This is a genomic window from Roseovarius sp. CH_XMU1461, from assembly GCF_037027165.1.
Taxonomy (GTDB): domain Bacteria; phylum Pseudomonadota; class Alphaproteobacteria; order Rhodobacterales; family Rhodobacteraceae; genus Roseovarius; species Roseovarius nubinhibens.
In genome coordinates, this window is the sequence record NZ_JAYMDV010000001.1 from 464344 (window position 1) to 485257 (window position 20914).

The following is a 20914-nucleotide window of genomic DNA, read 5'->3' on the forward strand; positions in this document are numbered from 1 at the left end:
CGGGCAACCCGAGACGCTATAACCTGAAGGAAAATCAGCCGCTCTCCCGACTACTGATACCCGTCCGGGTCGTTGGGTGAGTGAAGCAATGTGCCTTCGAACGCGTCGAGATCATCCGTCATTTGCAGCCAAGGCAACTTGCTTTGCTTGTTGACGTGAAAGGTCGGCTTGAAATCCTCCGGGCGTTCCAGCGAGGCGGCATAGAGATGCATACCGCCCGGATAGTGATCCGCTTCAAACCCAATGGGCGACCCGCATGTCCCGCAAAAATGCCTGAAAACGCCCTTCGAGCTTTCATAGGTGCGAGGCGTATCACCTGTCCACTCAAAGCTCTTCTTCGGCACACCGAACCAAGCAACCACCGGCGCGGCACAGTTCCGGCGGCAGTCATCGCAATGGCAATAACAGGTCCATGTTTGATCCCCCACATAGGACCAACTTGTTTTCTGACATAGGCAATACCCGCGTGTCGTCATTCGATCTTCCTCCGACCCTCCGCGAATATAGGACGCAGGCGGGGGAAGGGTGGGATGTTTTGGGACATTCCATCGGCTAAAAACGTCGAAGCCGAGGGTCAATTCACCCTCAAACCCGCCAACCGCCTCAGCCAAGCGCACATCCTCCGAACGCCGCCCATCGCTGAGACACGCCCCGGCACCTGGCCTCGCATTCGGTTCACCCACCCTTGATGTTGATCGAATAGGACCGCCGCGCGCCCTGGGGGGGCGGCGGGAACGGGGCCGCCCGCTGCACCACCCGCAGCGCCGCACGGTCGAGCTCGGCATGGCCCGAGGATTTCGCGATCGACACCGCCGCCAGCCCGCCATTGGGCGCGATGGTAAAGGCCACCACGGCCGTGCCGCGCCGTCCGACCCGGGGCCGCGACACGCGCGACAGTTTCTTCATCACCTGACCGGGGTAATTGCTGGCCCGGGCATTGCCCGCCTCGCGGTTCTTCTGCCCCTGCGCCACGCCCTGCTGCGCCGCCTTAGCCCCTTCGCGGCCAGTGGCCGATCCGGCCCGCGCGTTCTGCTTGGCATTGCCCTGCGGCGCGCTCGCGGCCTTCTTCTGCGGCTTTGGCGCCTGCTTGACCGGCGTCTTCGGCGCGGGGGTCTTGGCCGTCTTTTGCGGCTTGGGCGGCTCTTCCCGGGTCCGCTGCTTGGGCCGGACCGAGCTTTGCGGCGCGACCTCGTCCTGCGCCTCGACCGTCTCTTGCGGCATCACCGGCGCGGCCATCTGCGGTGCAGGCGTAAGAACCGTCGCCCGCTGCGGATCATGCGACGGCGTCAGCGCCGGGGTCACCGGCTGCGCCATCTCGGGCTGTGCCTCTGGACGCTCCTGCACCTCCTGCGGCCGCTCAACCGGCGTCTCGACCGGCGTCGGCGGCACCAGCGCCGCCTGCTCCACCGGCTTGCTCATCTCCTCGGCCGGCTCGGCGCTGAGCGTCCCCGCCGCCATATCGGCAAAGCTCGACCCGATCCGCGCTTCTGCGGCCCCGGCGCCGCTCTCCACCTCCACCGGCGTCTCACTCACGAACCCCACGACCAACGTGCCATGCAGCGCCAGCGCTGCCACCCCGGCCATCAGCTTGGCCCATCTCGACGTCACGATCATTGCAGCCCCCGTTCCGTCACCACCAGCACCCGCGCGGCCCCCGCCCGGCGCAGCTCCGCCGTGAGCGTGACCAGCGCGCCCGCGTCAAGATCGCGGTCCGGCACCAGCCGCACGGCGATCTCCTCGCCCTCGGCCTCACGCCCCGAAAGATACGCCTCCGCCGAGGCCACATCCGCGCCGCGATAGCTCAGCCGGCCATCGGCATGAACCACCAGCGCATCGGGCGGCGCGATCCCGTCGAGCTCTTCGGTCTTCACCAGCTTCAACTCGGGATCGAGCGGCTGCGCCAGCGTCCCCGCCACCATGAAGAACACCAGCATCAGAAAAACGATGTTGATGAGCGCGATGGTCGGCTCGCGTTTCGATCTCTGCCGTGGCTTGATCATGACGTCCCCAACACCGTAACCGACAGGTTGCCGACGCCGCGCAGCACGCCCAGCAGGTCAATCAGCCGCTGCGCATTGACCCCGTCCTGCAGGCTCACCAGCAAGGGCTGCTCGCCCGCCTCCGGCATCTCGCCGCGCACCAAATCCTGCAAGGCATCCAGCGCCACCTCGCGCCCATTGAGGCTGAGCCCCTCGGCCCCGAGCCGCAGGAACATCGGCCGGGTCTCGCCCTGCACGGCCCCCGCGCCCGATCCCGCCGCGCTCAGCTCGACCTCGGCGAATTTGGAAAACGTCGAACTCAGCATGAAAAACAGCAGCAACAGAAAGATCACATCGATGAGCGACGTCATCGAGAGCTTTCGCCGTGCCTGCCGTTTACGCATGGCGCGCCTGTCCCGCGACGGGCCTCTCTGCGCTCGCGGCCGTGGCCTCACGCCCCTGCGGATGCAGCACCGACAGGATGGCATGATCCGCGATCACCCGCTCCGCATCCATCCGGCTCTCGAACCAGCTCAGCACCATCGACGTGGGCATCGCCACCGCAAGCCCCACCGCCGTGGTCAAAAGCGCCACCCAGATGCCCCCGGCGAGGATCGACGGATCGACCTGCGACCCCGCCTCCTGCAGCGCCTGAAACGCCTGGATCATGCCGAGAACCGTGCCAAACAGCCCCAAAAGCGGTGCCAGCTGCGACACCGTATCGAGAAAGCGAAAGCCCCGTTCAAGCCGGGCAAACCGCGCCTCGGCCTCGCTGCGCAACCGGTCGAGATCATCGGCCTGCCCCGAAAACCCCATATCGATCACCGGCGCGAGATAGCTCTTGGACCGGCCCAGCGCCGCCCGCGCCGCCGCCCGGTCGCCCGCGTCCCAGGCCGTCACCGCCTCGCGCAGCGCCTTGTGCCGCCCGACACCCGCCCGCAGAAACTGCCAGAGCTTGTAGAAGATCACCGCCACCGTGGCGATGGAGGTGGCAATCAGAACCAAAACGACCGGCCCGCCCAGATCGGCGGCCTGCATCACGGCGGATTTGACAAGCTCGATCATCCCAGCACCTCGATCTCGGTCCGCGATGTCACCTCGAGCCCCGCCTCACAGGCCCCCTCGTCAAGCGCCGCCGCCTCACAGGCATGGGCCCCGTTCACGAGGATCTGCCCGAGCCCGTCGCAGGGCGTGCCCGAGACCGAAAACTGCCGCACCCGCGGCCGCTTGGCCGGCAACTGCCCGAAATCAAACAGCGTGAGCCGATCCACCTGCCCCGTCTTGTCAAAGAGCACCGTCTCATAGACCGCCCGCGCGATATCCGCGTCATGGCCATTGATCACCACAAAGGTGAGCATACAGCCCCCCTCGCCGGATTGCGCCGCATTGAGCTCGAGCGACAGCTTGCCCTCAAGGCTCTCGTCAGCAGGCTTGATCGCCTCTTCGGCAATCGCCGCCTGCGCAAGAAACGCGGCGCTGAGAACGGATAGGATCGGGGATATACGCATCGAGGGGGCTCCGGCTGGGTGGCAGAGAAACTCTATCTGTCCCTGGCTCAGAGGCGCCCCCCTTGGCTCGGTCTTGCGAGCGGACTCACCACATTTTGGCGCCGCCTTCAATACCTAAATGAAATAGTCGGAATTATCCGCTAGTCCGGCAACCGCCCCAGAAACCCGCGCAGCGGTGCGATGAAACTCTCCGGATCCTCGATCAGCCCGAGATGTTTCTGCCCCGGCAGAATCTGACAATCGCCGCCATCGATCTCGGCGGCAATGGCCCGGCTCATCGCCGGGGTCGAGCCGCTGTCCTCCTCGCCCGTCATCACCAGCGCCGGACAGGTGATCGGCGGCTCGGGCCGGATCAGCTCGCGCACCCCATGCGCCAGAACCCAGCGATGCGCCGCATAATCCCCCGGATCATTGGCCAGCACCGTCGCCCGCACCCGCGCCACGCTCTCGGGCTGCGCGGCGCGAAACTCGGGCCGAAACCACCGCTCGAGCGCCGCATCGATGGTGGCGAACGGCCCGCCCTCGCCCGCCGCCTGCGCCTGCGCCTCGACCCGCGCCTGTAGCGCCTCACCCCGCTCATGCGGCGAATTGAGAATGCCGAGGCCGCGCACCCGATCCGGATGATCCATCGCCACCCGCCGGTTGATCATCCCGCCGAGCGAAAACCCAACAAGCGCCGCCCGCGCCACCCCAAGCGCATCCATCAGCGCAATCACCTGCTCTGACAGCGCGGTGAGGCTCGCGTCGCCCGGCGGCGTGGCGCTCTGCCCATGACCGTTGAGATCATAGCGGATCACCCGATACTCCCGCGCCAGCGCCGCGCCAATCGCCTCCCATGTCACCGCCGCCGTGAGGCCCAGCCCATGGATCAACACCACCGCCGGCGCGCCCTCCGGCCCGCTCACCTCGTAATAGGTGCCGCCCGCCCAGGGCATCAGCGCGCCACGAACATCGAGCCCAGCGGCTCGGACGAGGCATTCATCCACACCGTCTTGGGGCGGGTGTAGTCATACATCGCCTGAAACCCGCTCTCGCGGCCATAGCCCGATCCCTTCATGCCGCCGAACTCCGCCACCGGCGAAATCGCCCGATAGGTGTTGACCCAGACGATCCCGGCCCGCACCGCCCGCGACATCCGCAGCGCCCGCGCCCCGTCGCGCGTGAAAATCCCCGCCGCCAGCCCATGCTCGGTGTCATTGGCCAGCCGCAGCGCCTCGTCCTCGGTGCGAAACCGCAGGACCGACAGCACCGGACCAAACAGCTCGGTATCGACGATATGCAGATCCGGCGAGGGACAGTCGATGATCGTCGGCTCGAAATACATCTCGCCCGCCTCGGCCCGCTTGCCCCCACAAAGCACCCGACCGCCTTCCTCGACCGCCCGCGCCACCTCGCGCTCGATTGTCTCGAGCTGCCCAAGCGTGCAGAGCGGCCCCATCTCGGTCTCTTCCGCCATCGGATCGCCGATCTTGACCGCCCGCGCAATCTCGACCATCCGGGCGAGGAACGCATCCGCCACATCCTCATGCACGATGAGCCGCGACCCCGCGACACAGCTCTGCCCCGAGGCCCCGAAAATCCCCGCGACCGAGCCATTGACCGCGCTTTCGATGTCGGCATCCTCGAACACGATAAAGGGCGATTTCCCGCCAAGCTCGAGAGACACTTCGGCGAAATTCTTGGTCGAATTCATCAGCACATGCCGCGCCGCCCCCGGCCCGCCGGTAAAGGAAATCCGCGCCACCAATGGATGCGAGGTGAGCGCCCGCCCGCAAGGCTCGCCATGGCCGGTGACGATATTGACCACCCCATCCGGAATGCCCGCCTCGGCCATGAGCTTGCCGAACTCCAGCATCGCCGCCGAGGCATGTTCCGACGCCTTGAGAACCACCGTATTCCCCGCCGCCAGCGCCGGGCCGATCTTGACCGCCGTCAGGAAGAGCTGCGAATTCCACGGCACGATGGCCGCGATCACCCCCAGCGGCTCGCGATGGGTAAAGACGAACATATCCGGCTTGTCGATGGGCAGCGTGTCGCCATGGATCTTGTCGGCACAGCCCGCATAGAAATGAAAGAACTCGGCAATGTAATTCGCCTGCCAGCGGGTTTCCTTGAACATCTTGCCGGTGTCGCGGGTCTCGATCTCGCCGAGCCGCTCGGCATTGTCCTTCAAGAGCTCCGCCAGACGGCGCAGACAATGGCCGCGCTCCGTCGGTGTCATCCGCGACCACGGCCCCTCGTAACAGGCGGCATGCGCAGCGCGCACCGCCCGATCCACATCCTCTTCCGTGGCTTCAGGGATCTTGGCCCAGACCTTGCCATCGGCGGGCGAGATAGACTCAAAACTCGCGCCATCCCCGGCCGCGACCCACGCCCCATTGATCAGCATCTCAAAGCTCTGCATTCTCATCCCTTTCACACGCCTGCTGCGCCGCAGGATGTCAAAGCCCGCATCATTTGAAAAACAAAAGTTTTCGCAGGATGAATTCGAAGAACGCGAAGCTTGAACCGGCAGGAGCCCCCATGACCGTTGATCTCGACCATCTCCCCATCACCATCCTCGGCGCCGGTCTGATCGGCATCGGCTGGGCCGCGCTCTTTGCCCATCACGGCGCGCGGGTGACGCTTTGGGATCCCCAGCCCGAGGCGCTCAAGACGGCGCCGGACCGGCTCGCCAAACCGCGCGCTGATCTGACCGAGCTCGACGGTCACAGCCCGCGCGGCGACATAAGCTATGAGAGCGACCTCGCCGCCGCCCTGTGCGAACCCGCGCTCATTCAGGAAAACGCGCCGGAAAGCATCCCGGTCAAACATGCGCTCTATGCCGAGATCGAAACCCTGGCCCCGCCCGAGGCCATCATCGCCTCCTCGACCTCCTCGCTGACCTGGGACGATCTCGCCCCCGGTCTCACCGATCCGCAGCGGCTCATCACCGCGCACCCGTTCAACCCGCCGCATCTCGTGCCGCTGGTGGAACTCTACGGCCCCGACCCGGCGCGGCTCGACCGGGCCGAGGCGCTCTACCGGGCCGCCGGTCGCGTTCCGGTCCGGCTCAACATTCCCGCCACCGGCCATATCGCCAACCGGCTCGCCTCCGCCCTCTGGCGCGAGGCGGTGCATATCGTCGCCGAGGGCATCGCTGATGTCGAGGCGGTGGACCGCGCGCTGATGCACGGGCCGGGGCTGCGCTGGTCGGTGCTCGGCGCGCATATGGCCTATCATCTCGGCGGCGGCGCGGGCGGCATCGCCGGCTATCTCGACCATCTCGGCCCGAGCCAGGAACGCCGCTGGCAGGATCTCGGCACGCCGCGCCTCAGCCCGGAGGTCAAGGACACGCTCATCGCAGGCGTCGCCACCGCCTGCGCCGGGCGCGACATCGCCACGCTCGAGGCCGAACGCGACGCCGCGCTGATCGCGCTCCTGCGGGCGCGCGCCAAACCCCAGAGCCCCAAACCCCAGACATGACAACGCCCCGCCGGGGGTTGATCGCGGCGGGGCGTCCTGATGTGCGTTGGATCAGCTTACTTGATCCACTCGTTGACCACATCCATGTTCTCGGCCACCCATTCCTCGGCCACGTCACGCGGGTCGAGCTTGTCACGGCCGATCTTGAGGATCCAGCTATTGACCACTGCCGGGTCGAGCTGCATCTGGCTCAGGAACTTGGCCACCGGCGGGTTGCGGGTCTCGAGCGACTTGGAATAGGCCACGAAAATCTCGGCATCCTTGCTCGCACAGGCAAAGCTCGACGCCTCGAGCCAATCTTCCTTGTCGAGATCGACATCTTCACAGCCCTCGGTCCGCGCCGGTTCCTCGATCGCGGTCAGGTCATAGGCGGCATGCACCCATTCCGGCGTCCAGTAGTAGAACATGATCGGCTGTTCGCGCTGCACCGCGGTCTTGAGCTGCGCCTTGAAGGTCGCATCCGGCAGAACCTCGGGCTCCCAGAGCTCGGACAGACCATAGCTCTTGAACTTGACCTGCCACATGCGCGTCGATTTCCAGCCCGCATCCCCGGCCCAATACTCGCCCTTGCCATTGCCATCCTTGTCGAACATCGCGGCAATCTCGGGGTCCTTCAGATCATCCATCGAGGTGATCCGATCGGCCATATAGGACGGCACATACATCTTCTGCGTGCCGAGATAGGGCGAATTGTGGCCCACCGTCTGCGCGCCGTCGATGAACTCATCCCAGAGCGCCTGCCGGTTCGGCATCCACAGATCGGTATAGACATCGGCCGAGCCATCGCCCTTGTCCATCCCCGCCGCGATGATCGACCCGTCCGACAGACCGGCCACGATCTTCGCCTCGGAGCCGAGCGGGCCTTCGATCACCGCCTGGATCACATGACCGATGGCCTGCGCCCCGGTCCAGGTGAGATCGCCAATCGCGACCGTGGCATCCTCGGCCGCCATCACGCTCGCCCCCGAGGACAAGAGCATCGCGCCCGCCAGCATATGTGTCATCTTTTTCATTGGTGTTTTCCCTTTCCTGTTGGTTGTGCCGCCCCCCTCCGGGACGGCACGTTTGGTTGTTATTGGTTTTGCGTATTGGCCTTCTGCACCACCCGGTCGATCATCATCGCCAGCAATGCGATCCCGATCCCCGCGAGCACACCGCGCCCGGTCTCGGTATTCTCCAGCGCCTCGGTCACGATATAGCCCATGCCGCCCGCGCCGATCAGCGCCGCCACCACGACCATCGAGAGGCTCATCATCACCACCTGGTTGATCCCGGTCATGATCGACGGCATCGCCAGCGGCAGCTCCACCTTGGTCAGCAATTGCCGCGGGTTGGCCCCAAAGGCGAGCGCCGCCTCCTTGGTGTTCTCCGGCACCTGCAGGATGCCCAGCGCCGTGAGACGCACCATCGGCGGCATCGCAAAGATCACCGTGGCGAGAATGCCGGGCGGCTTGCCGATGGAGAAGAACGCAATCGCCGGCAGCAGATAGACAAAGCTCGGGATCGTCTGCATCACATCGAGGATCGGCGTGATGATCGCCTTGCCGCGCCGCGATTTGCTCACCCAGATGCCGAGCGGCAGACCAAAGACCACACAGATGATCGAGGCCGCCACCACAAGCGACATCGTGTCCATCGCCGTCTGCCAGAAGCCAAAGAGCGCGAGATAGGCCAGCGACGCGCCGACAAAGATCGCCGTGCGCGGCCCCGCCGCCCGATAGGCCACGAAGAGCAGCACCGCCATGGTGATCGGCCAGGGCGTGCCGACAAAGACCGAAGTGATCGCCCCGAGCATCCCGCGCAGCACATTGGTGATGCCGTCGAACAGGAACCCGTAGAACACCGTGAGATAGCTGATCCCGTCGTCGATGCTCTGCGACACATAGGTGTTGAGGCTGACGGGCGGCGCATCGGCGCTCGGCGCGGTGCGCTTGATCACCCGCTCGCCATTGTCGTCGCGCGGATAGCTGATCTCGTCCGGCCGGTCGATCCAGATAAAGGTCGGAAACTCGCCGATCACGAAACAGTCGAACCGATCCTTGAACGGCACCGCTTCGCCCTCGGCCAGCGCCCGATCCTGCTTGATGCAGGTCCGCTCATCCGGTGCGAACTGCGTCGTGCGATAGAGCAGCAAAGGCGCGATCAACGCCACCACCAGCAGCCCGAGCACGAGCCGCCGCATCTCGACGCCGTTGTTCACACTGTGATCCGTGCGCCATTTCTCATATTGCTTGGCATAGAACCGGTCGGCCAGCCATCCGAACAGGATGCGCCCCAGCACAAAGGTGACAATCGCCCCGATGAGATGGGTCTGCGACCAGCCTTCATAGCGCGCCACGAGATAGGCCTTGTCGGCGTTCTCAACCGCCGCATTCGAATATTTATAGACCAGCGCAAGATTCACCGCGGTGATCAGATCGATGACAAAGCCTATGACGAAGAGCCCCCAATTGCCGCGCAGCGCCGCCCAGACGAAACTGCCGATCATGGCGGTCACATTGACATGGCCCCGGCCAAGCGTGGCCTTTTGGATCTTCAGAAACACATCGGCGTAATAGCTGCCGTTTTGGCCCGCGAAATCGAGGAATGGTTTGCGAATATCGGTGTCGCTGCTCATGGTCTCACACCTCTCCCTGAATGCCGCGGAGAAGGGCGTCCTTGGTGACCACCCCCACCGGTTTGTTGTCGCTCATGATGACGATCGGGTTGTCCTGACCGACCACCCGGCCCACCAGCGCATCGAGGTCATCCTCGGGATCGGCCTGCGGACATTGATCAATGGGCGGCAGCTTGCGACCGCCCTGCTCATAGGCCTCCACCGGGCGCATCACCGAATGGGCAAAGATCAGTTTGAGCTTGGAAATCCCGGCCACGAAATCCGCGACATAATCATCGGCGGGCTGGGTCACGATCTCTTCCGGCGTGCCGGTCTGGACGATCTCGCCATCCTTCATGATCGCGATCCGCGACCCCATGCGAATGGCCTCATCAAGGTCATGGGTGATGAACAGCGTGGTCTTCTTCATCGTCTTCGACAGCGCCAGGAACTCATCCTGAAGCCCGCGCCGGATCAGCGGATCAAGCGCCGAAAACGGCTCATCCATCAGCAGGATATCGGGATCGGCCGCCATCGCGCGGGCCAGACCCACACGCTGCTGCATCCCGCCCGACAGATCGCCCGGCAACCGGTCGCCATAGCCCTGCAGGCTCACCAGCTCGATCACCCGATCGGCCAGCTCGACACGGGTGAAGGCATCGACATTGCGCAGCTCGAGGGCAAAGGCGATGTTGTCGCGCACCGTGCGATGCGGCAACAGCGCCATGTTCTGGAACACCATGCCGATCTTGTCGGCGCGCATCGCCCGAAGATCCTCGGCCCCGAGCCCGTTCACATCGACCCCGTTGATCAGGATCTCGCCGCCGGTCGGCTCGATGAGCCGGTTGATATGGCGCACCAGCGTCGATTTGCCGGACCCCGACAGGCCCATGATGCAAAACACCTCGCCTTCGCCGACTTCGATCGACACGTCCCGCACGCCGACCACGGCCTGAAACTCTTCGAGAACCTCCGCCTTGCTCAGGTTGTCCCGGCGCACCGCCGCCATCGCCTCTTCGGCGCGCGGGCCAAAGATTTTCCAGACGTTGCGCGTGACGACGACATTCCGTTTGGGTTCTGTGCTCATGCCCTCGCCTTCTCTCTCTTGGGATCGATAAAGGGCAGGTCCACCACCGTGGCGGGCAGCCGTTTCATATGCCCGTCCAGTCGTCCCACCTCCAGCGTGCCGCCGGTCTCGGCGCATTCAATCGCGACCCGCGCCATGGCAATCGCATGGCCCAGCTCATGCGACATGGCCCCACTGGTGACCACGCCGACCTGTTCGCGGCCCACAAAGATCGGATCGCCATGATGCGGCGCCTCCATCCCGGTGAACTTGAGCCCGACGAGCTTGCGGCGCGGTGCCGTGGCATTCCGCTCCAGCGCCTCGCGGCCGATAAAGGCGGGTTTCTTGAAATCCACCGCAAAGCCCAGACCGGATTCCATCGCATCGCTGTCCGGGCCAAACTCGGCCCCCGCGATCATCAGCCCGGCCTCAAGCCGCAGCGGATCGAGCGCGGCACTGCCCATCGGGGTCAGCCCGTGCTTTTCGCCCGCCGCCATCAGACCGTCCCAGATCTCCACCGCGTCATTGCGATCACAGAAAATCTCGTAGCCGAGCTCACCGGTGAACCCGGTGCGGCACAGCATGAACATCGGGCCATCGCGATCATGCAGCCGCGCCACGGTGAAGCCGAACCACTTGAGATTGTCGAGCGCCGGGCGCGACGGCTGGGTAAACACCACTTCGCGCAGGATGTCGCGCGACTTCGGCCCCTGAATGGCAAGGTTCTGCACCCGGTCGCCCAGCGACAACACCCGCACATCCAGCCCCAGCGCCTCGGCCTGCTCACGCAGATGCAGCGCCGAATTGTCCGACCCACAACACCAGCGGAACGCGGTATCTTCGAGCCGGAACAAGGTTCCGTCATCGAGAACACTGCCCCGCGCATCGCACATCAGCGCGTAAAAGCCGCGATGCTGCGACAGCTTGGCAACGTCACGCGTCATGCAATGCTGCAAGAGCTCGACGGCGTCCGGCCCGACCACGTCGAACTTGCGCAGACCCGACATATCCTGAATGGTCGCGGCCTTCTTACAGGCCCAATATTCCTCGACCGTGCCGGTGGCATCGAAATGCACCGGCATCCAAAGGCTCCGCGCCACGTGGAACGACGTGGTGAGCTTGGAGGTGCGCGGGTGAAACGCCGAATGCCGGGTCAGCTGTTCGGCATCCTCGGGATTGGCCCGCCATGAAACGGAATGTGTAATCGAACTGTCCTCCTCGTAGATGCGGACATGAATATCTGTGGGGTTCCAGCCGTTGATCGGGTCGACGTCATCGGGACAGGCGGTCGAGACACAGACCAGATCGGTCAGCGCCTCCATCACCACGTGATCGCCCGGCCGCGACCACGCCTCGTCGCTGGCGATCCGGTGGTCGGCCTGATCGATCCAGGAGTTGAAGAAGAAATTGATCGCGGGCCAGGCCTTGCGCGCTTGAATGCCATAGGGATCAAAGGCCGCGCTGATATTGTCGGAACAGTTGAGATGCCCGGGAAAGCCCCGCTCCTCATAGCCCCGCGCCGTACAGGCGAGCGCAAACGTGTCATGCCGCCCGACCGTGTCCTGACGCACCGACAACAGCGGGCGAATGTCCTGATCAAAGAATTTGTCATGCAGACCGGGCGACGGATAGGCATTGCGCGCCATGGTCCGCGACACGGTGCTGTCGATGAACCGCTCGACACCGGCATCGAGCGACGAGGCCCGCATCGCCATGAAATCCGAACATTGCTGGCCCTCGACATCGATGACCTGCACGAACTGCCCACGCTTGAGCTCATAGGCGAGCGCCGTGCCCCGGCTCACCCGCCATTCATCCACCACCTTGCCCAGCGGATCGGGCAGGATCACATCGCTGCTGCCCCCCGCCGGCGGCTGCACCCGAACCGCGAAGCGACCGCCGCCGCCTGCGCTGAGAAACTCCCGGCTCACCGGCGCGATCACGAACAGCGTCGCATCCTCGAGAACCTTGGTCACGAAAAGCTCGCCCGCCTCGGTCTCGGCATCGAAAATCTTGCAGCCCGTCGCCCCCTCGAGACTGCTGTCCCGCGACGCCGCCAGCCCCGCCATCTCCCGCGCGTCAAAGCTCTCGGGATCGAGGGTCACCTCCGCCGCCGCCCCAAGATCGAGCGCCGCCGCCGAAAACTGCCGCGCCTCAGGCCCGAGCGTCGTGACCCAGGCCACCCCGCCGCCGTCGACATTGGTGATCGACAGGATCGACCCGGCACGCACCGACATCCGCCCCGCCTCGCCCCAGCGCACATCCACCGCCATCGGGCGCGAGGATTTAAGCCCCTGGTACCGCCGGCGCGCCAGCGGGTCTGACAACTCTGTGCCAATCATTCTCATACCTCCGTGACGCTCTGCTTTCCGGCGCCGATTCCAAATTTTGTAACCGGTTACAATTTCATCCGTCAAGATAATTCTAACCGGTTACATAAGCGCAAGACATAGCTATTATAAAAACCATCGGCCTTGCACATCGGGTTTTCAGCGCGGTATCAAGGGCCTGTACGAGGGATGAGGCAGTGATGACGAGACCAGTGGGAAAGATCCGCGATGTGGCCAAGGCAACGGGCCTGTCCATCGCCACGGTGTCGCGCGTCATGAATGGCGGCAAGAACGTCTCGCCCAATACCCGCGACAAGGTGCTCGCCGCCTGCAAACAGCTGAACTACCTGCCCAACCCGGCGGCCCGCGCGCTCTCGACCAGCCGCTCGAAAACCGTGGCGGCGATCATCCCGACCATCGAACACTCAATCTTTGCGAAATATATCGCGAGCATCGAACATAGCCTCGCCCAGCGCGGCTATTCCCTCGTCATCGCCATCTCCCATGGCGATCTCGACGAGGAACTCGCCGCCGCGCAGAAACTGCTCGGCATGGGGGCCGAGGCCTTCATCCTGAGCGGCGCCGATCATCACCCCGATCTGCTCGATCTCTTCACCCAGCGCGGCGTGCCCCATGTCTATAGCTCGATCTGGCAGCCCGCCTCCGCCGCCCCCTCCATCGGCTATGACAACACCGCCCTCGCCCGCGCCGCGATGGACTATCTCACCGGTCACGGCCACCACCATATCGCCGTGCTGCACGGCCCCCTGACCGAGAGCGACCGGACCCGCGACCGTCAGGCCGGGGCGCTGGCCGCCCAGCGCGACGGGCTGACACTCGATTTCCACGAAACCTCGCTCGATGTGGCCGGGGGCAAAGCCGCCACCCGCGCCCTGCTGCAATCCACTAACAGGCCGAGCGCGATCTTCTGCTTTTCCGATGTTCTGGCGCTCGGCGCGCTCTTTGCCCTCTCCGAGGCCGGGCTGCGCGTCCCCGAGGATGTCTCGGTCATGGGCTTCGACAATCTCGACTGGTCCGGGGAAACCGCGCCGGCGCTGACCACGATCAACCTGCCCGCCACCCGCATGGGGGCCGAGGTCGGCACGCAATTGATGGATCACCTCGACAATGGCACGCCGCTCGGGCCGGTGCGCCTCGATGGAGCGATTGTCGAACGCGCCTCGGTGGCCCGGCGCGACTAACTTCCGATGGGATTGTGAGCGGCCCGCCCGCTACTCGGCGGCGCTCTTCAGGCTCGCCATGAGGTGATGGAACTTCTCGCCCTGCACCGCCACATGGTCGCGCAGCACCTGCCCCGCCCGGTCCGAATCTCCCGCCGACAGCGCCGCGACAATCGCCTCATGCTCGGCCATCGACTGCCCCATCCGACCGCGAAACCGCAGCTGCTGCCGCCGGAACGGTTTGAGCCGCTTGTGCAGCTTGGCCGCCTCCTGTTCGAGAAACCCATTGCCCGACTGGCGATAGATCACCCGATGGAATCGCTCGTTCTCGGTGTAGTAGCGATCCGTGTCATTCGCCGCCACGGCGGCCTTGCACTTGCTGTTGGCATCGCGCAGCTCGGCCAGCGCCTCTTCCGTGATCCGCCGCGCCGCGAGCCGCCCACAGATCGCTTCGAGCTCGGACATGACCTCGAACATCTCCATGAGCTCGATCGGCCCGGGCTGGCGCACGAACGCCCCGCGACGCGGGATGAGCTCGACCAGCCCCGACAGGGCAAGCCGTTGAAATGCTTCACGCAGAGGCGTGCGCGAGACGCCGAACTGCTCGGCCAATCGCACCTCGTCGAGCCGCTCCCCATTGGGATAGGTCCCGTTAAAGATGCGCTCTTCCAGAGCTTCTGCAATATTGTCGGCGCGACGCTGTTCCATGGCATTGAGTTTACGATCCCCGGAACTGAAAAGCAATCTGTATAGTTTTGTATACAAAAAAGTTGACTTGAAAAACATTATGCTCTTACCCTACGGCACGCGCCGGGCAGATGCCTGTCGTTCGATAAGGGAGGAAAACAATGTCAGTCACCTGGAAGGCCACCTTGGCCGCCGCCTCGCTCGCCGTCTCGGCGAGCTTTGCCCATGCCACCGAACTGCGCCTGTCGCATCAGTGGTCCAACGAAGACATCCGTCACAAGGTCGCGCAGATCGTTGCCGACGAGGTCGCCGCCGCGGATGTCGATCTCGAGATCAAGATCTTCGGCTCGAAATCGCTCTTCAAACCGCGCGAGCAATACAAACCGCTGAGCCGGGGTCAGCTCGACATGACCGTGCTGCCGCTGAGCTATGCCGGCGGTCAGCAACCCGCCTATAACCTCACCCTGATGCCCGGCCTCGTGAAGAACCATGATCACGCCGCCCGGCTGAGCGACTCGCCCTTCATGGAGGCGCTCGAGGCCAAGATGGCCGAAGATGACGTGATGGTTCTGGTGCACGGCTATCTCGCGGGCGGTTTCGCCGGCAAGGACAAATGCATCACCAAACCCGCCGATGTCGAAGGGCTGCAAACCCGCGCCGCCGGCAAGGCCTTTGAACAGATGCTCGCAGGCGCTGGCGCCTCCATCGCGTCGATGGCCTCGTCGGAAATCTACAACGCCATGCAGACCGGCGTGCTCGACGCGGCCAACACCTCGTCCTCGTCCTTCGTGAGCTACCGCATCTACGAACAGGTCAAATGCTATACGCCCGCGGGCGATGTGGCGCTCTGGTTCATGTATCAGCCCCTGCTGATGAACAAATCGACCTTCGACGGCCTGACCGAAGCCCAGCAACAGGCGCTTCTCGCCGCCTCTGAAAAGGCCGAGGCCTTCTACCTCGAAGAGGCCAAGAAAGAAGACGCGGCCTCGGTCGACGTGTTCCGCGAAGCCGGTGTCGAGATTGCCGAAATGACCTCCGAGGATTTCGACGCCTGGCGCGAGCTGGCCAAAGAGACCTCCTACAAGGCCTTCCTCGAAGAGGTGGCCGACGGTCAGGACCTGCTCGACAAGGCGCTCGCGGTCGAATGATCGCGGCCTCGGGGCGGCGCGCGCCGCCCCGAAATCCACACTGTCGCCTTACCGACGCAATACCGACGCGTCACCGACCCCTCATTTGAGGCGCAGCGCCACCTCCGGCGCGCCCTCACCCGCACTCAAAATTCAAGGAGGCGATCATGGCCGGACAAAGCTCTGCCGCTGCTGCCAATACGGGCAACAACACCTTCCTCAAGGCCGTCGCGGCCCTTTCCACCCTCGCCGGCTGGTACGCAGCCGGGGCCATCGTCGCCGCCGTGGCGATCACCTGTCAGATGATCGTCATCCGCTTCGTCCTCAACGGCTCGACCGTCTGGCAGACCGAGGCGGTGATCTATCTGGTGATCAGCGCCACCCTCATCGGCCTGCCCTATGTCCAGCGCCTGCGCGGCCATGTGAATGTCGATCTCATCCCGCTGAGCCTCGCGCCCCGCGCCCGCTTCGCGCTCGCCGTGCTGACCCAAGTGTTGTCGATCAGCATCATCGCCGTGATGTTCTGGTACGGCTATGACTACTGGCATTTCGCCTATGAACGGGGCTGGAAATCCGACACGGTCTGGGGCGTAAGGCTTTGGATTCCCTACCTTTCCATGCCCATAGGCTTTGGCCTTCTGCTGCTACAGCTCATCGCTGATTTCGTCGCACTCCTGCTGCGCATCGACACCCCCTTCGGTCTGGAGAACTGATCATGGATCCGCTTGTACTCGGAGGGATTGTTGCCCTCGCCACCATCCTCGTCCTCTTCTCCGGCGTCTCTGTCGCCATGGGTCTGCTCATCGTGTCGGCCGGGTTCCTGATCGTCTTTGACGGCATGCGCTCGCTCGAACTGATGCCGGAAATCCTCTTTGGCAAGCTCGACGATTTCGCCCTTCTGTCGATCCCGATGTTCATCATCATGGGGGCCTCGATCGCCTCCACCCGGGCCGGGGCCGACCTCTATGAGGCGCTCGAACGCTGGCTCACCCGGATCCCCGGCGGGCTGGTCATCTCCAACCTCGGCGCCTGCGCGCTCTTTGCCGCCATGTCCGGCTCGAGCCCCGCCACCTGCGCCGCCATCGGCAAGATGGGCATCCCCGAAATGCGCAAACGCGGCTACCCCGACGGCGTCGCCGCCGGCTCCATCGCCGCCGGTGGCACGCTGGGCATCCTGATCCCGCCCTCGGTCACCATGATCGTCTATGGCATCGCCACCGAGACCTCGATCGGGCGGCTGTTCCTCGCGGGCGTCATCCCCGGCTTCCTCTTGGTCGGGCTCTTCATGGCTTGGTCGCTCTATTCCACATGGCGCTCGGGCGATGCCGCCGTGCTCAACGCGGGCAGCTATACTTGGAAGGAACGCTTTGAGATCCTACCGCGCGTCCTGCCCTTCCTCGCGATCATCCTCGGCGTGCTCTATGCCATGTATGGCGGCATCGCCACGCCGTCTGAGACCGCCGCCGTGGGCGCCCTGCTCTGCCTCGTCATCGCCATGGTGATCTACAAGCTCTGGCATCCCGGCGCGATCTGGGTCGTGCTGCGTGACAGCACCAAGGAAAGTGTGATGATCCTCTTCATCATCGCCGCCGCCGGTGTCTTCTCCTACATGCTGAGCTCGCTCTTCATCACCCAGTCCATCGCCGAATGGATCGGCACGCTCGAGGTCAACCGCTGGGTTCTGATGCTCTGCATCAACATCTTCCTGCTGATCGCCGGGTTCTTCCTGCCGCCCGTCGCGGTGATCCTGATGGCCGCGCCGATCCTGCTGCCGATCATCCTGACCGCCGGGTTCGATCCGATCTGGTTTGCCGTGGTGCTGACCATCAACATGGAGATCGGCCTGATCTCGCCGCCCGTCGGCCTCAACCTCTATGTGATCAACGGCATCGCGCCGGACATCTCGCTCAAGACGATCCTCACCGGCTCGCTGCCCTTCGTGGCCTGCATGGTGCTGGCGATCATCTTGCTCTGCCTCTTCCCGGGGCTCGCGACATGGCTGCCCGATGTGGTGATGGGGACCGCGGTATGACCTTGCTGGCCGATCTTCTCTCGACCGTGTTCGAACGCCGCTACCGGCAGCCGGACACGGGGCGCAAGGCCACCCGACCGCTGGCCGATCTGACCCGCGATCTGGTGGGCAGCACTGGCGAGACCTCGGGCCTCGCCATGGCCGAAGACATCCTGAACGGCTATGCCGCGCTCGATGACGAGGCCAAGCTCGGGTTCTTTCACCATCTCGCCACCGAGATGAACATCGACCCCGAACAGGTGCGCAGCACGCTCGACGCCTATGAGCGCGAACCCTCTAAGGCCAGCTATCGAAACTTCATGACCGCCGCCGAACCGCGACGGCAGGAGTTGATCCGCAGGCTCAACCGTGTCCCCGGCGCGACCGAAGCGCTGGTCGATATGCGCGCCGATCTCCTGCGGCTCGGGCAGGGCACGCCCGAGCTCGAGGCGCTCGATCTCGACTTCCGCCATCTCTTTGCCTCGTGGTTCAATCGCGGATTTCTGGTGCTGCGTCCGATCAACTGGGGCAGCCCCGCGCATATTCTCGAAAAGATCATCGCCTATGAGGCGGTCCATGCCATCGACAGCTGGGACGATCTGCGCCGCCGCCTGCAACCGGCCGACCGGCGCTGTTTCGCCTTCTTCCACCCGGCCATGCCGGACGAGCCGCTTATCTTCGTCGAAGTGGCCTTGACCCAGGGCATCCCCTCCTCGGTGCAGGCGCTTCTTGCCGAAGACCGCGCCGCCATGCCCGCCTCGCGCGCCGATACGGCGGTTTTCTACTCGATCTCCAACTGCCAGGCGGGGCTTGCCAGCATTTCCTTCGGCAATTCGCTGATCAAACAGGTGGCCGCCGATCTCGCGGCGGAACTCGACGGGCTCAAGACCTTCGTGACCCTGTCGCCGATCCCCGGCCTGACCACATGGCTCGACCGCGAAAAGATCGACCATAAAAAGGCCACACCGGAACAGATGCAGGCGCTCGCCGCGCATTACCTGCTCTCGGCCAAGGGACGCGGCGATCTGCCCTTTGATCCGGTGGCCCGGTTTCACCTTGGAAATGGCGCGATTGTCCACGCGGTGCATGCCGGTGCCGACACCTCGCCCAAGGGCCAAAGCCAGTCTGGCGGCGCCATGGTCAACTATCTATACGACCTCGATAAAGTCGAACAGAACCACGAAAAATTCGCCACGACCAAATCGGTCATGGCCACGGCAGAGGTGAAATCCCTCGCGAAAACCGCCCTGCCCACCGCCAAGAAAGAAAGGTAACGCGTATGGCCAATCCTCTTTACGACCGGCTTTTTGGGGCCCATGCGGGCAAGGACACGCCGTTTTTGCACCTGCCCGACGGCACGGTCCTGACCCATAGCGCCTTTCTCGCCAAAGTGGCCCAGATCGCCCATGCCATGACCGCCCTCGGGCTCAAGCCCGGCGACCGTGTCGCGGCCCAGATCGCCAAATCGCCCGAGGCGCTGGCGCTCTACGGGGCTTGCGTGCAGGCCGGTCTCGTCTTCTTGCCGCTCAACACCGCCTATACCGTGGATGAGCTGACCTATTTCATCGACAACAGCGGTGCCGCGCTCATCGTCTGCGATGCCAAATCCGAGGCCACGCTCGCCCCGGTCGCGGCCAAGCTCGGGGCGCAGGTGGTCACCCTCAACGCCGATGGCAGCGGCAGCCTCAGCGACCGCGCCGCCGGTCAGCCCGAGAGCTTTGACACCGTCGCCCGCTCTGACGAGGACCTCGCGGCCTTCCTCTATACCTCCGGCACGACGGGCCGATCCAAGGGCGCGATGCTGACCCAGGCCAACCTTTTGTCCAACGCCGTAACACTGACGCAATACTGGCGCTTTACCGACGCGGATATTTTGCTCCATGCACTGCCGATCTTTCACACCCACGGCCTCTTTGTGGCGAGCAATGTGACGCTCCTGGCCGGCGGCGCGATGATCTTTTTGCCCAAGTTCGACCTCGACGACATGATCGCCTGGATGCCCAAGGCGACCGCGATGATGGGCGTTCCGACCTTCTATACAAGGCTTCTGGACGATGCCCGCTTTACCGGCGAACTGACCAAACACATGCGGCTTTTCATCTCCGGCTCGGCCCCGCTTCTGGCGGAAACCCATGTCCAGTTCGAAACCCGCACCGGCCATCGCATCCTCGAACGCTACGGCATGACCGAAACCAATATGAACACCTCAAACCCCTACGACGGCGACCGCCGCGCCGGCACCGTGGGCTTCCCCTTGCCGGGGGTAGAGCTCAAGGTGACGGACCCTGAAAGCGGAAAAACCCTGCCAGATGGCGAGGTTGGCCAGATCGAAGTGCGCGGTCCCAATGTCTTCAAAGGCTATTGGCAGATGCCTGAAAAAACTGCGGCCGAGCTGCGCGAAGACGGGTTCTTCATCACCGGCGATCTGGGCAAGATCGACGAGGATGGCTATGTCCATATCGTTGGCCGCAACAAGGACCTGATCATCTCGGGCGGCTATAACATCTACCCCAAAGAGATCGAGCTCGCCCTCGACGAACAGCCCGGCGTTCTCGAAAGCGCAGTGATCGGCGTGCCGCATCCGGATTTCGGCGAAACCGTGCTGGGCATCATCGTCCCCGAGAAAGGCGCCACGCCCGATCTCGACGCCATGATGGCGGCGGTCTCTCAGGCGCTCGCACGGTTCAAACATCCGCGCAAGCTCATCCTGCGCGACGAACTGCCCCGCAACACCATGGGCAAGGTGCAAAAGAACATCCTGCGCGACGAGTTTGGGGACATGTTCACCGCCTCCTGACCTTTGATTTTATCTCCCTGAACCTGGACAGGCGCATGATTGCGCCTGTTTTTTTGCCCTCATGCCTGACATAGACTGGGAACAAATTCGCGGCCCCGCGCGTTGCCGGGAAAACCGCTACGGCCAAATTTCGCCGAACGGAGAGATCACGATCTCTTGTAGTCGGG

Annotated in this window: 20 protein-coding genes; 7 read left to right on the plus strand and 13 right to left on the minus strand. The window is 64.2% G+C overall.

Annotation, left to right across the window (positions count from 1 at the left end; translation table 11 throughout):
- Positions 1 to 50 precede the first annotated feature (50 nt).
- The 8 genes from WA237_RS02245 to WA237_RS02280 form a co-directional block, all read right to left on the minus strand.
- On the minus strand, positions 51 to 611 hold the full coding sequence (locus tag WA237_RS02245) for a GFA family protein (protein ID WP_336096518.1): 561 nt from the start codon (positions 609 to 611) through the stop codon (positions 51 to 53).
- A 64-nt stretch (positions 612 to 675) separates the two neighbouring features.
- Complete coding sequence (locus tag WA237_RS02250) at positions 676 to 1614, minus strand: TonB family protein (RefSeq protein WP_336096519.1); 939 nt, start codon at positions 1612 to 1614, stop codon at positions 676 to 678.
- Positions 1611 to 2000 carry an ExbD/TolR family protein gene (locus WA237_RS02255; RefSeq protein ID WP_336096520.1) on the minus strand — a complete coding sequence of 130 codons (390 nt, stop codon included), beginning with the start codon at positions 1998 to 2000 and terminating at the stop codon, positions 1611 to 1613. The genes WA237_RS02250 and WA237_RS02255 overlap by 4 nt, the downstream gene beginning before the upstream one ends.
- Complete coding sequence (locus WA237_RS02260) at positions 1997 to 2383, minus strand: ExbD/TolR family protein (RefSeq protein WP_336096521.1); 387 nt, start codon at positions 2381 to 2383, stop codon at positions 1997 to 1999. Before WA237_RS02260 ends, WA237_RS02255 begins: the two co-directional genes overlap by 4 nt.
- Entirely contained in the window at positions 2376 to 3044 is a 669-nt protein-coding gene (locus WA237_RS02265; protein WP_336096522.1) for a MotA/TolQ/ExbB proton channel family protein, read from the minus strand. The genes WA237_RS02260 and WA237_RS02265 overlap by 8 nt, the downstream gene beginning before the upstream one ends.
- Positions 3041 to 3487, minus strand: coding sequence for a hypothetical protein (locus tag WA237_RS02270; protein ID WP_336096523.1), 447 nt, complete (start codon positions 3485 to 3487; stop codon positions 3041 to 3043). The genes WA237_RS02265 and WA237_RS02270 overlap by 4 nt, the downstream gene beginning before the upstream one ends.
- A gap of 140 nt (positions 3488 to 3627) precedes the next feature.
- Positions 3628 to 4422 carry an alpha/beta fold hydrolase gene (locus WA237_RS02275; RefSeq protein ID WP_336096524.1) on the minus strand — a complete coding sequence of 265 codons (795 nt, stop codon included), beginning with the start codon at positions 4420 to 4422 and terminating at the stop codon, positions 3628 to 3630.
- Positions 4422 to 5891, minus strand: a complete 1470-nt coding sequence (locus tag WA237_RS02280; RefSeq protein ID WP_336096525.1) for an aldehyde dehydrogenase — start codon at positions 5889 to 5891, stop codon at positions 4422 to 4424. Before WA237_RS02280 ends, WA237_RS02275 begins: the two co-directional genes overlap by 1 nt.
- A gap of 119 nt (positions 5892 to 6010) precedes the next feature.
- On the opposite strand from WA237_RS02280, the gene WA237_RS02285 reads away from it, so the two are divergent.
- The gene (locus WA237_RS02285; protein ID WP_336096526.1) at positions 6011 to 6952 is read left to right on the plus strand and encodes a 3-hydroxyacyl-CoA dehydrogenase family protein; all 942 of its coding nucleotides are present in this window, start codon (positions 6011 to 6013) and stop codon (positions 6950 to 6952) included.
- A gap of 56 nt (positions 6953 to 7008) precedes the next feature.
- Here WA237_RS02285 and WA237_RS02290 read toward each other — a convergent pair whose 3' ends face one another.
- Genes WA237_RS02290 through WA237_RS02305 form a run of 4 tightly spaced genes read right to left on the minus strand, consistent with a single transcriptional unit; the run spans position 7009 to position 12956 of the window.
- Positions 7009 to 7965, minus strand: a complete 957-nt coding sequence (locus WA237_RS02290; RefSeq protein WP_336096527.1) for an ABC transporter substrate-binding protein — start codon at positions 7963 to 7965, stop codon at positions 7009 to 7011.
- A 59-nt stretch (positions 7966 to 8024) separates the two neighbouring features.
- A complete protein-coding gene (locus tag WA237_RS02295) occupies positions 8025 to 9569 on the minus strand; it encodes an ABC transporter permease (RefSeq protein ID WP_336096528.1) in 1545 nt (514 codons plus the stop codon).
- A gap of 4 nt (positions 9570 to 9573) precedes the next feature.
- On the minus strand, positions 9574 to 10635 hold the full coding sequence (locus tag WA237_RS02300) for a quaternary amine ABC transporter ATP-binding protein (RefSeq protein ID WP_336096529.1): 1062 nt from the start codon (positions 10633 to 10635) through the stop codon (positions 9574 to 9576).
- Positions 10632 to 12956, minus strand: a complete 2325-nt coding sequence (locus WA237_RS02305; protein WP_336096530.1) for a DUF1989 domain-containing protein — start codon at positions 12954 to 12956, stop codon at positions 10632 to 10634. The genes WA237_RS02300 and WA237_RS02305 overlap by 4 nt, the downstream gene beginning before the upstream one ends.
- 188 nt (positions 12957 to 13144) lie before the next feature.
- On the opposite strand from WA237_RS02305, the gene WA237_RS02310 reads away from it, so the two are divergent.
- The gene (locus tag WA237_RS02310; RefSeq protein WP_336096531.1) at positions 13145 to 14146 is read left to right on the plus strand and encodes a LacI family DNA-binding transcriptional regulator; all 1002 of its coding nucleotides are present in this window, start codon (positions 13145 to 13147) and stop codon (positions 14144 to 14146) included.
- Positions 14147 to 14176: 30 nt separating this feature from the next.
- On the opposite strand, the gene WA237_RS02315 is transcribed toward WA237_RS02310, so the two are convergent.
- On the minus strand, positions 14177 to 14833 hold the full coding sequence (locus WA237_RS02315) for a GntR family transcriptional regulator (protein ID WP_009812886.1): 657 nt from the start codon (positions 14831 to 14833) through the stop codon (positions 14177 to 14179).
- Positions 14834 to 14973: 140 nt separating this feature from the next.
- On the opposite strand from WA237_RS02315, the gene dctP reads away from it, so the two are divergent.
- The 5 genes from dctP (at position 14974) to WA237_RS02340 (ending at position 20747) form a co-directional block, all read left to right on the plus strand.
- Positions 14974 to 15960, plus strand: coding sequence for a TRAP transporter substrate-binding protein DctP (gene dctP / locus WA237_RS02320; protein WP_009812887.1), 987 nt, complete (start codon positions 14974 to 14976; stop codon positions 15958 to 15960).
- Between the two features lie 146 nt (positions 15961 to 16106).
- Positions 16107 to 16652 (plus strand): TRAP transporter small permease, encoded by a 546-nt coding sequence (locus WA237_RS02325; protein WP_009812888.1) that lies wholly within the window; start codon positions 16107 to 16109, stop codon positions 16650 to 16652.
- A gap of 2 nt (positions 16653 to 16654) precedes the next feature.
- Positions 16655 to 17971, plus strand: coding sequence for a TRAP transporter large permease (locus WA237_RS02330; protein WP_040617845.1), 1317 nt, complete (start codon positions 16655 to 16657; stop codon positions 17969 to 17971).
- Positions 17968 to 19224, plus strand: coding sequence for a malonyl-CoA decarboxylase (locus WA237_RS02335; protein WP_336096532.1), 1257 nt, complete (start codon positions 17968 to 17970; stop codon positions 19222 to 19224). The genes WA237_RS02330 and WA237_RS02335 overlap by 4 nt, the downstream gene beginning before the upstream one ends.
- A 5-nt stretch (positions 19225 to 19229) precedes the next feature.
- Entirely contained in the window at positions 19230 to 20747 is a 1518-nt protein-coding gene (locus WA237_RS02340) for a malonate--CoA ligase (protein WP_336096533.1), read from the plus strand.
- Positions 20748 to 20914 lie beyond the last annotated feature (167 nt).